This window comes from Propionicimonas sp., assembly GCF_047606205.1.
In the GTDB taxonomy this organism is placed as follows: Bacteria; Actinomycetota; Actinomycetes; order Propionibacteriales; family Propionibacteriaceae; genus Propionicimonas.
Genome location: NZ_JASGES010000226.1, coordinates 1 through 11,381 on the forward strand (window position 1 = coordinate 1; position 11,381 = coordinate 11,381).

Genomic DNA, 11,381 nt, shown 5'->3' on the forward strand with positions numbered 1-11,381 from the left:
GAGGCCGCGGACGGTCGCGATCCCCGCGGTCACCGCCCCCGGCGCCGACGGCGCGCGGCGCGCGGCGCGCACGACCTCGTCCAGGGCGTCGATCTGGTTCAGCCGCAGCGGACCATGGCCACTGGAGACCGCACCGGTGTGCACTTCCCCGTGGCCCCGGGTGGAGACGAACAGCGCGGTCGGCAGCACCACGATCTCGGTGGCGGGATAGCCGTTGACGGTGGCGATGTCGACCAGCGCCGACCGGATACCGGTCACGGAGTACCCGGCGTCGATCATGGCCTCGCCGACCGCCTCGAGGACGCCGAGGCCCGCCTCCACGCCGCCGGTCGGGCCCGTGACCGCGGGCCCCGGCGGGGGCTCGGGCAGCGGCTGGACGGGCGGGTCCCTGCGCCGGCTGAGCGCCCCGACCAGCACGAACGCGGCGAGCAGGACGACCAGGGCGGTGATCCACGAGGTCGGGTCCACCGCGGCGGCCTCGCGCCACGCCGCAGGGATCGCGTCCGCGGACCGCGGAGGGGTCGTGGGTGCGCCGGCCGGTGCCGTGGCACTCGGGGCGTCCCCGGTCGGTGTGCTCACCGGCGGCGTGGTCGGGCTCGCCGTGGGCGACCCGGACCCCTGCTGTGGCGGCACGGTCGGCTCGCCCTCCGCGGTCTGCTCGGGGCTGGAGGTCTGCGGCGCGTCCGGATCGGGCGTCGGGTCGAGCGGGCCGGGGGTTTCGGTCGGCGTGGGTTCGGGAGAGGCGGCGAGGGCGAGCGTTGCCGTCCACCCGGGCAGCGAGAGGCACAGGACCGCGGCGGCGACGCCGCACCGGACCCGCCCCGCCGCCACGTCAGCCCTCCGGCGACGCGACCGGCACCGAGAGCAGGTCCAGGCCGAGCTCACCGGCGAGGAACCGGGCCGCCAGTTGCCCCCGGACGCTGTTTCCCTCGGCGTCCAGCAGGGGCGAGAAGGCGCCCAGCGCACCCTTGCCGGGCGACACGGCGACCAGGCCGCCGCTGATCCCGCTCTTGCCCGGGAAGCCGACGTCGAGCAGCCAGTCACCGGACGCCTCGTACAGTCCGGCGATGCTCATCACCGCCAGGGCGGCCCGCGCAGCGGGGGCACCGACCACCCGCTCACCGGTGAGCGGGTTCACCCCGCCGTCGGCGAGGGCGGCGCCCATCGTGGCCAGGTCGGTGGCGGTCACCGCCAGGCAGCACTGCCGGGTGTACAGCTCGACCGCCTCCTCCGCGTCACCGGCGATGGCCCCGGCGCCGCGCAGCAGCATGGCCAGCGCCCGGTTGCGGAAGTTGGTGGCCCGGGCCGAGGCGAGGACGTCGTCGTCCAGTTCGAGCGGGCGGCCGGCGAAGCGGGACAGCCGCCCGGCCAGCCACAGCCAGCGGCTCTCCAGGTCGTCGCCGGGGACGAGGCTGGTGGTGGCGATCGCGCCGGGGTTCACCATCGGGTTCGTCCGCCCGTCCGGCGCCCGCTCGACGGCGCGCGCCGAGTTGAACGGCAGGCCGGTCGCGTTCACCCCGACCAGCCTGCGCACCGCGTCGACACCGGTCTCCTCGCAGGCCAGGGCGAAGACGAACGGTTTGGACACGCTCATCACGGTGAACCGGACCCGGGTGTCGCCGGCCTCGTGCACGGCCCCGTCGCCCTCGGTCAGCGCGAGACCGAACCGGTCCGGATCCGCCGCGGCCAGCGCGGGGTAGACGGTCGACAGCGCGCCGTCGTGGTTGTCTCGGTAGCGCGCGTGCGCCGCCAGGACCAGGTCGTCCACCCGCCGCCGGGGCGGCAGCGACCCGGTCGAGACGAAGCGGCGACCCTGCGGCGCGTCCGCCGGGTGGAGCGGCAGGTACATCAGCGTCCGGGCGGGGTGAACGCGAGGCTGAGCTGCAGCAGCAGGCGGCTGCCGAAGGCGGTCGGGCCGCGGTTCGTCCAGGCGCGGGCCGCCGACGACTGGGCGGTGCCGGCGATGTCGAGGTGCGCCCACGGGACGCCGTCCACGAACTCCTCCAGAAACAGTCCCGCGGTGATCGAGCCGGCGTTGGGGCCGCCGAGGTTCTTCAGGTCGGCGATGTCGGAGTCGAGTTCGGCCCGGTAGCTCCGGATCAGCGGCAGCCGCCAGACCGGCTCGTCCACCGCCTCGCCGGCGGCGCTGACCTGTGCGGCCAGGCCGTCGTCGTTGCTCATCAGGCCGGCCACCTCCTCGCCGAGGGTGCGCAGGCAGGCGCCGGTGAGGGTGGCGATGTCGACGATCGCGTCCACGCCGAGCTCGGTGGCCAGCACCAGGGCGTCGGCCATGACCAGGCGGCCCTCGGCGTCGGTGTTGAGCACCTCGACGGTCTTGCCGCCGCGCATCGTCAGCACGTCGCCCAGCTGCATGGCCGAGCCCGACGGCATGTTGTCGGTGCACATCAGGTAGCCGGTCACCGTGTTGGGGCAGTCCAGCTCGGCCAGCGCGCTCATCGCGGCGAGGACGTCCCCGGCGCCGGTCATGTCGTTCTTCATCTGCGAGTGGGACAGGTCGGCCGGCTTCAGGGCGATGCCGCCGGAGTCGTACATGATGCCCTTGCCGACCAGCGCGAGGTGGCCGGCGGGCGTCTCAGGGGTGTAGGTGAGCACGATCATCCTGGGCTCCTCCACCGAGCCCTTGTTCACCCCCAGCAGGCCGCCGCAACCGAGCTCGATCAGGGCGCGGCGATCGTGCACCTCGACCTTCAGGCCGGTCTCCGCGCCGATCGCGATCGCCACCTCCGCCATCCGGGACGCGGTCAACAGGCCGGCGGGGCAGGCCGCGAGGTCCCGTCCGAGCATGCCGGCCCGCGCCGTGGCCAGACCGCGCGCCGCGCCGGCCCGTACGTCCTCCTCGGTGCCCGGCGCCGCCACGAGCACCAGGGACTCGACGGCGCGCGCGGACGGCGGTGCACTCTTCAGCGTGAATGCGTAGCGCACGAGCAGGACTCCCTCGACGATCGCCGCGGCGAGGTCCGCCACCGGCAGGCCTCCCGGGGGGACCCGGGCGGCCAGCCGGGCGTCCTGGGGGACGGCGCGGGCGAAGGCCGCTGCGGCGTCGCGCACCGCGGCGACGGTGAGCGTGTCGGCCTCACCCACACCGACGGCCACCTGGACGGGCTGCGCTGAGGAGGGGAACGCCAGCGCCTTGCCCACACTCGGGGTGAAGCCGGCCCTGGCCAGCGCGTCGAGGTCGACGCCGGAGAGCGTGTCCGGCACGCTCGCGCCGGCGCTGACCGGGACCGCGATGGCCTCCGCGTCGATCGCATCGCCGGCGGTGATCACGCTCACCGCCACCTTCCGGCTGCGGGACGGCACTGGATCGACGCCGCTGGTCTTCATCGGTGGGCTCCTTCGATCTGTCGAACGCTTCGGGACGGGTCAGGGCAGGTGGACGGGTGCGCCGGGCCCCCAGGGGATGCCGATCAGGAACCAGGCCACGAAGAGCACCACCCACGCCAGCAGGATCCACAGGGTGTAGGGCACCATCAGCGCGATGATCGTGCCGATGCCGGCGTCCTTCTTGTAGCGCTGGGCGACAGTGACCATGAACGGCAGGTACACCATCAGCGGGGTGAGTACGTTGATCGGGGAGTCGGCGACCCGGTAGGCGGCGAGGAGCGTCTGGGGGGCGACGCCGAGGGTGGCGAAGATCGGGATGAACACCGGGGCGAAGATCACCCATTTGGGCACCAGGCCGGGAAGGATGATGTCCAGCAGCACGATCACGACGATGAACCCGATCAGCAGCACGATCGCGGGCACATTGGCCTGCTCGAGCAGCTCGGCGGCAGAGATCGCGGCGACCGTGGGCAGGTTCGACCAGTTGAACAGGGCGATGAACTGGGCGATCATCAGGAACATCAGCAGCAGCCCGCCGAGGCTCGCGAACGTCTTGGAGATGGCCGCAACCGCCTCGTTGCCCGTCCTCAGGGTGCCCGCCCCGCGTCCGTAGCCCAGCCCGCAGACCAGGAACGCGAGCGAGATGATGAACACCAGCGAGGCCATGAACGGCGTGTTGCCGATGATGTTTCCGGTCTGCGGATCGCGCAGCGGGGCACCGGGGATCGCGGTCAGCAGGGCGATCACCACGACGAAGCCGAGCAGGTACCAGCCGGCCAGCTTCAGCCCGCGCGCCTCCGCGTCCTCGTCGACCTGGTCCTCTTCGCCGCCCGCGTAGTCGGCGTGGTCGTAGGCGCCCAGCCGCTTGATCGTGATCCGTGCGGTGACGACCGTGGCCACCACCGCCAGCACGAACGAGGACACGATCGAGAAGAAGTAGTTCTGGGTGACCTCGAGCGTCGGCATGTGCAGCTGGACGAGCACCGAGTTCGTGATCTCGGTCAGCATCGAGTCCGACGGGGTGATCAGCAGGTTCACCCCGAACACCGCCCCGACCCCGGCGAAGGCCGCGGCCAGGCCGGCGAGCGGGTGCCGTCCCACCGAGTAGAAGGCCGCCGCGGCCAGCGGCACCAGGATCAGGTAGCCCGCGTCCGTCGCCACCGAGGACAGCACGCCGACGAAGACCAGGATGAAGGTGAGCCAGCGTGCCGGCGCGACCTTGACCACCTTGCGGATCAGCGCGCCCATCAACCCGGCGTGCTCGGCCACGCCGACGCCGGCCATCGAGACCAGCACCACGGCGACCACACCGAACCCGGCGAAGTTGTCGACGAACGAGGAGAAGAAGAACCGGGCACCCTCCACCGAGATCAGGCTGCGCACCGCGAAGGTCTCCGTCGAGACGATGAAGTCGGGCACCTCCGCCGGCTCGCCGGTGACCGAGTCGTACAGCGTCCAGGTGCCGCCGAGGTGCTCGGCGACCTGGCTGAGCTGGTCGGTGGGCACCGGGGTGACCACGTCGTCCGTCACGCTCACGCCGGCCCAGGACAGGATCGCCGACAGGATCGCGACGATCCCGATCAGGTAGACGAACATGATCGTCGGATTGGGCACCTTGTTGCCCACCCGCTCCACCCAGTCCAGCCACTTCGAGTTCCCGGACGGGACAGTCGGCGCTACGGCGCTTCCGGACATGGTGATGACCTTTCGAGCGGGCCTGCGATCACAGGCTAGGCGGCGGGCACGCGCGACGGCACCCCCCAGTTCTGGGGGTATCCGGCGAGCGCGGAGCCCGCGAAAGTAGAGTGGCCGCTCCCGAGCGGCTCCGAGGTGGTCGATGAACGCGTCCCTGCTGCTGGTCCTGGCCATGCTGGCCGCCACGATCGTGATGTTCGCGCTCGGGCGACCACGGATGGACGTGGTGGCGATCATCGTGCTCGTCGCGCTGCCGCTGACCGGTGTGCTCAGCGTGTCCGAGACCCTGGCGGGCTTCGCCGACCCGAACGTCGTCCTGGTCGCCGCCCTGTTCGTGGTGGGCGAAGGGCTGTCCCGGACCGGTGTGACCTACCGCCTGGGCGACTGGCTGGCCGCCCGTGCCGGTGGGTCGGGCTCGAGGCTGGTCGTCCTGCTGATGCTCTGCGTGGCCGCCCTCGGCTCGGTGATGAGCTCGACCGGCGTGGTGGCCATCTTCGTCCCGGTGGCGCTGGCGGTGGCGAAGCGGCTGGGCACCGGGTCCAGGCAGCTGCTGATGCCGCTCAGCTTCGCCGGGCTGATCAGCGGCATGCTCACGCTGATCGCCACCGCACCCAACCTGGTCGTCAACGCCGAGCTCGTTCGGCACGGCTACGCAGGGTTCGGCTTCTTCGCGCCCACCCCGGTCGGGCTGCTCGTGCTGCTGCTCGCGATCGGCTACATGCTGCTGGCCCAGCGGCGGCTCGGACGCGACACCGCACCGTCCCTGCAGCCGCGTGGGCGGACGATCCCCGACCTGCTGGCGGCCTATGCACTGGACGAGGGCAAGGAACGCTTCCGGGTACTGCCGGGATCGCTGCTCGAGGGACGCACTCTCGCCGAGACCGAGCTGGCGGGCCGGCACGGGATCACCGTGCTCAGCATCGAACGCGGACCGGCCTGGCGGCGCTCGGTGGTGGCCGCCCGACCGGGAACACGGCTCGCCGCGGGCGACGTCGTGACCGTGACCGGCGCACTGCCGCCCGATCGCGCCGTCGAGGCGCTGGGGCTGGAGGAGGTCGGGCTCAGTACGACGGCGTTCGCCCGGCTGTCCCGGCAGGTGGGGATCGCAGAGCTCCTGCTTCCGCCCAACTCGGGCGCGGCCGGGCGCCGGATCGCCGACCTCGATCTGGTGGACGGCCACGGCGTCACCGTGATCGGGCTTCGCCATCTGGGCAGGGCGTCGGCGGAGGTTACCGCAGGGCAACGCGTGCAGGCCGGGGACACCGTCCTCGTCGTCGGGGAGTGGGCGGCGCTGCACCGGCTCGGTCGGCGCTCGTCCGACTTCGTCCTGCTGGACCTGCCGGAGGAGGTGGGCGAGGTGGCACCCGCGGGCAACCGCGCCGCGTTCGCCCTGGCGGCCGTGCTGCTGATGGTCGGGCTGATGGTGTCCGGCGTCGTGCCGAACGTGGTCGCGGCGCTGCTCGCCTGCCTGCTGATGGGCGCATCCGGGTGCATCGACATGCCCTCCGCCTATCGCGCCATCCACTGGCCGACCCTGCTGGTGATCGTCGGCATGCTGCCGTTCGCCCAGGCGCTGGAGCAGACCGGCGGCGTCGCCCTCGCCGCCCAGGGCCTGCTCGCGCTCGTCGGCGGTGCCGGACCCAGCATCGTGCTGGCAGCGATCTTCGGAGTCACCGCGCTGGTCGGGCTGTTCGTGTCGAACACAGCCACCGCCGTCCTGATGGCCCCGGTGGCGATCGCGGTCGCCCACCAGCTCGACGCGTCGCCCTACCCGTTCGCGATCACGGTGGCGCTGGCCGCGTCCGCCGCGTTCATGATGCCGGTGTCGTCGCCGGTGAACACCCTGATCGTGGAACCCGGGCGCTACCGGTTTGCCGACTTCGTGAGGATCGGGACGCCGTTCACGCTCGTCGTGATGGTCGTGGTCGCCCTTCTGGTGCCGCTGCTGTTCCCGCTGCACTGAACCGCGGTCCCGTCGACGTGGCGCAGGGATGGCGTGCGGACCCGACAGGCCACTGACGAGCTCTGGAACATCCTGAGCCTGATCGACGATCTGGGAGTACCTATCGGCATGTGGCGCCAGCCGACTACCCGATGCTGTGGGTAAGTGACGCTGTGGCCTGGTGCCAACAGGCCGGCGGCGACTGGCTACGGCGCGCCGAACCGCTCGTAACCGTCGTTGTACGACTGTAGAAATGCGCGAGCCTGGCTCGTCACACCGTCCGGAGGACTGCCAGGCTTGCTTCGCGGGGCTAATGCCCTTTGCGTGGCCCAGTGTAGATCGACTCACCCGCCATGCCCAAGGCGCTTCTCGGTTGACCGGCTACGATCGGACAGACGCTCGCCAAACCGATCGCTTGGCAGAACGGGATTCCCGCACCCAGGACCGGACCTCCCGGCGTCCGCCGGGCCCCACCAAGCAGCTCACACACGCGCACAGCGTGGCAATGTCGGACGCGCAGGGCGCGTACGGGCCAGGCAAATGCCTCGCTCGCGGGCTCCTCAACGGCTTGGTCGCGAACTCTTGCGGCCCGGTGGGGCGATCAGCCGACGAAGCGGCGTCTGGACACCCCCATGAGCCTGAGCTGGCGCCTCCGTGAGCACGAGCGTTTTCCCTGGTCAAAGAAGCCTTTGCCATCCCAAGAGTGGCACCCGCTTTCCGAGCGGGTGCCACCGTTCAGAAAGCGGCTGGAGTCGTTCGGTACCGTTCGATGACGATCGCCGCTGTGCGCGCGCAGGCCGTGTTCGATTACTCGGCGGACTGCAACTGAGACTAAGGGCCTTCAGAAGCAGAAAACGCCCCTCCCGAGTCTCCTCGGGAGGGGCGTCTCCCCATGTCATGGCGGAGGTGCGGGGATTTGAACCCCGGATCGGGTTTAAGCCCGAAACCCGCTTAGCAGGCGGGCGCCATAGACCGGACTAGGCGACACCTCCAGACCGTGGGCCAGCCTACAAGGCGGCGCTCCGGGGGAGCAAAAGCAGCCCCGGGACGCCTGCCCGCCGAGCCGGCAGACCGCCGCCGGGAGTGCGGTAAGCCGATTTGGGCGGACCCGGTACTCTTGATCCGGCTCTTCTTCTGTAGTAAGGAACCCACTTGAGCAACGATTCCTCAGCGCCCGACGGCGCCCGTCGTGCCGCCGAACCGGACGCGGAGAGTACGGTCGCTCCCGCACGACGCGCAGCGAACGGCCAGAGTTTCTCGGGTGCACTGGGATGGACGGCGCTCGGCGCGATCGTCCCCGGTCTTGGCCTGTGGCGGGCCGGACGACGGGTGGCCGGCGGCATCCTGATCGGCCTGTTCGTCGTGATCGTCGGCGGCCTGGGCGTCCTCTACGTGACGAACAGGAACGCGGTCGAGAGCGCCGTCCTCGCTCCGGGCACGCTGCAGAACATCGCGATCGGCCTGATCGTCGTGGCGCTCGCCTGGGTCGCGGTGATCGGGATCAGCCATCTCGCGCTGCGTCCGGCCAACGCCTCCACCGGGCAGCGCGCGGCCGGTGCCGCCGTCGTCGGCGTCCTCTCCTTCGTGGTCGCGGCCCCGATGGCGGTCGGCGCGAACCTCGCCTGGACGACCGGCAACCTCCTCGACAGCGTGATCGGCACCGACGAGACCCCGAACTCCACCCAGCCCACGATCAACGCCGCGGACCCGTGGAAGGACAAGGACCGGCTCAACATCCTGATCCTCGGCGGCGACTCCGGCAACGACCGCCCCAGCTCCGAGGGTGACCGCACCGACACCGTGATCGTCGCCTCCATCGACACCCACACCGGGGCGACCACGCTGTTCACGTTGCCGCGCAACACCGAGAAGATGCCCTTCCCGAAGAACTCGCCGCTGTCGAAGTACTACCCGAACGGCTTCACCTCCGGCAGCAGCGACCTGTACACCCGCTCGCAGTTCCTGCTGAACGCGATGTACCGCGTGGTGCCGACCGTCGTCCCGCACGACGTCCTCGGCAAGACCAAGGACTTCGGCGCCAGCGTGATGAAGGTCTCCGTCGGCTACGCCCTCGGCCTGCCCATCGACTACTTCGTCAAGGTCAACATGGACGGGTTCAAGGACTTCATCAACGCCATCGGCGGCATCACGGTGAACATCAACTACAAGGTCCCGATCGGCGGCCAGACCGACGCGGGCATCAAGCCGGAGGGCTATCTCAAGCCCGGCGCCAACCAGCACCTCAACGGACGGCTGGCCCTGTGGTACGCCCGCGGCCGCTACGGCCTGGACGACTACAAGCGGATGGAGCGCCAGCGCTGCGTGATCAACGCTGTCGTCCAGCAGACCACTCCCGCGACCGTGCTGGCGAACTTCCAGTCGATCGCGGCCGCGGGTGAGAAGACCATCACCACCGACGTGCCCCGCTCGCTGCTCACCGACCTGGTCGACCTCGGCGTCAAGGTGAAGGGCACCAAGCTCCGCAGCGTCGTGTTCGACCCGGACAACGGCTTCAACAGCCCCAGTCCCGACTGGGCCAAGGTGCGCAAGCAGGTTCAGAAGGCGCTCAAGGAAACCGCTGACGGCGTCACCGAGACCGCGTCCCCTTCCACCACCAAGAAGCACAAGAAGAAGAGCGACGACCTCGAGCAGATCTGCGCCTACCACCCGGAGAGCTGACCAGACCGGGCCCGCGACAGCCGGGTGGGCCCGGACGGCGCCGCCCCTTCAGGAGCCGTAGCCGCGGTTGGCGTCCAGCCTGCGGCTGATGTCGTCCCCCAGCGCGTCCAGGTCTGCCACCGCCCCGCGCGCGACCACCAGTTGCACCCGGGTGCCGTCCTTGTGGTGGATCGAGATCCGGTCGGGACCGCGGGTCACCCTCGCGACGTCCGCCCAGCGGCCCGACTCGCTCGCCTCGCGCCCCTGCAGGACGTAGCCGTCCTCGTCGAGCACGACGTGGACACGGGTCGCGCGGGCCACCCAGATCGAGGCGCCGAACAGGCCCAGGCCCGCGCCGACGATGACCAGGCCCGCCCCGAGGAGCCAAGCGTTCGAGTCGAGCAGTCCGGCCATCAGGATGACCAGGATGCCGACGAACATCATGACGGCGGAAAGGGCCAGCGCGCGCAGCGGCGGGCGCTGGCGCACCTGGTGCATGGAAGCAGGCACTCGTTCCCCTCCGTCGGCATGCTGCGCGGCGAGGGTGGGATTCGAACCCACGGAGCCGTGAAGCTCGGCCGCTTTCAAGGCGGCTGCACTAGTCCACTATGCGACCTCGCCGGATCGGCTCATCCTAGCCACAGCCGCCGTGCGCCGCGTCCCTCGATACCCTCCCGCGGGCGGGGCATCCTCCGCCGGGCCAGGCCCTGGCGACGGGCACGGAGTGGGAAGCTGGGACCATGCGCATCGTCACCCTCACCCAGCCCGGCGGACCGGAGAACCTGGCCGTCGGGGACGCCCCCAAGCCCACCGCCGGTGCGGGCGAGATCGTCGTCCGGATCATCGCCGCGGGTGTCAACCGGGCCGACCTGCTCCAGCGGCAGGGCCACTACCCGCCGCCGCCGGGAGCCAGCGAGGTGATCGGCCTCGAGGTCTCCGGCACCGTGGACCAGGTCGGCGCCGACGTCACCGGCTGGGCGGTCGGCGACCCCTGCGCGGCCATCCTCGCCGGCGGTGGCTACGCGGAATACGTTCTCGTCCCCGCCGGCCAGGTGATCGCGCCGCCGCGCGGCATCGACCTGGTCAGCGTGGCAGGGCTGGTGGAGGTGGCCGCCACGGTGGTGTCCAACTTCGATCACGTCCACCTCTCGGAGGGCGAGAGCGTGCTGATCCACGGCGGCGCCGGAGGCATCGGCACGTTCGCGGTCCAGTACGCGCGGGCGCTCGGCGTCCGGGTCCTGACCACCGCGGGCTCGGCGGAGAAGCTCGAGTTGTGCCGAAGGCTCGGCGCCGACGTGGCGATCGACTACCACCAGGACTGGCCGGCGGCCGTGGCCGAGGCGACCGGGGGCCGGGGCGTGGACGTGATCCTCGACGTGATGGGGGCCAAGTACCTGGACGCGAACGTCGCGTCCCTCGCCACGGACGGACGGCTCGTGGTGATCGGCCTCCAGGGCGGGCGCAAGGCCACCCTCGACCTGAACCGCCTGCTCACCAGGCGCGCGACCGTCACCGCGACCAGCCTGCGCGGCCGGCCGGTGGAGCAGAAGGCGGCCATCTGTGCGGCCGTGGCCGAGCGGGTCTGGCCGCTGGTGGAGTCCGGCGAGATCCGGCTCGCCCCCGAGACCCGCTTCCCGATCGAGGAGGTCGCGCAGGCGCACCGGCGCCTGGAGTCCGGGGAGAACACCGGCAAGGTGATCCTGACCCTGTGAGGAGCCCCGGCCCCGGGGGATTCCGACCG

The 11,381-nt window shown here is 71.2% G+C and carries 7 protein-coding genes, 2 tRNA genes and 1 pseudogene; 3 read left to right on the forward strand and 7 right to left on the reverse strand.

What is annotated here, in order from left to right:
* The 4 genes and pseudogenes from QM633_RS14035 to QM633_RS14050 all read right to left on the reverse strand — a co-directional run.
* Window positions 1-831 (reverse strand): annotated as a pseudogene (locus QM633_RS14035) (hypothetical protein); the annotation flags it as partial.
* Between the two features lies 1 nt (window position 832).
* Window positions 833-1,849 (reverse strand): glutaminase A, encoded by a 1,017-nt coding sequence (glsA, locus tag QM633_RS14040; RefSeq protein WP_415154385.1) that lies wholly within the window; start codon window positions 1,847-1,849, stop codon window positions 833-835.
* Window positions 1,849-3,345 (reverse strand): leucyl aminopeptidase family protein, encoded by a 1,497-nt coding sequence (locus QM633_RS14045; RefSeq protein WP_415154386.1) that lies wholly within the window; start codon window positions 3,343-3,345, stop codon window positions 1,849-1,851. Before QM633_RS14045 ends, glsA begins: the two co-directional genes overlap by 1 nt.
* Before the next feature lie 39 nt (window positions 3,346-3,384).
* Complete coding sequence (locus QM633_RS14050) at window positions 3,385-5,040, reverse strand: AbgT family transporter (RefSeq protein ID WP_415154387.1); 1,656 nt, start codon at window positions 5,038-5,040, stop codon at window positions 3,385-3,387.
* 142 nt (window positions 5,041-5,182) lie between these two features.
* Between QM633_RS14050 and QM633_RS14055 the strand changes: the two genes are divergently transcribed.
* Complete coding sequence (locus QM633_RS14055; RefSeq protein ID WP_415154388.1) at window positions 5,183-7,003, forward strand: SLC13 family permease; 1,821 nt, start codon at window positions 5,183-5,185, stop codon at window positions 7,001-7,003.
* 877 nt (window positions 7,004-7,880) lie between these two features.
* Here the strand turns inward: QM633_RS14055 and QM633_RS14060 are convergent.
* A tRNA-Ser gene (locus QM633_RS14060) sits at window positions 7,881-7,974 on the reverse strand.
* A gap of 160 nt (window positions 7,975-8,134) precedes the next feature.
* On the opposite strand from QM633_RS14060, the gene QM633_RS14065 reads away from it, so the two are divergent.
* Window positions 8,135-9,661 (forward strand): LCP family protein, encoded by a 1,527-nt coding sequence (locus tag QM633_RS14065; RefSeq protein ID WP_415154389.1) that lies wholly within the window; start codon window positions 8,135-8,137, stop codon window positions 9,659-9,661.
* Window positions 9,662-9,709: 48 nt separating this feature from the next.
* Here the strand turns inward: QM633_RS14065 and QM633_RS14070 are convergent, their stop codons facing one another.
* Complete coding sequence (locus QM633_RS14070; protein WP_415154390.1) at window positions 9,710-10,150, reverse strand: hypothetical protein; 441 nt, start codon at window positions 10,148-10,150, stop codon at window positions 9,710-9,712.
* Window positions 10,151-10,176: 26 nt separating this feature from the next.
* A tRNA-Ser gene (locus tag QM633_RS14075) sits at window positions 10,177-10,261 on the reverse strand.
* Window positions 10,262-10,380: 119 nt separating this feature from the next.
* Between QM633_RS14075 and QM633_RS14080 the strand changes: the two genes are divergently transcribed.
* Window positions 10,381-11,352 carry an NAD(P)H-quinone oxidoreductase gene (locus QM633_RS14080; protein WP_415154391.1) on the forward strand — a complete coding sequence of 324 codons (972 nt, stop codon included), beginning with the start codon at window positions 10,381-10,383 and terminating at the stop codon, window positions 11,350-11,352.
* Window positions 11,353-11,381: the final 29 nt, after the last annotated feature.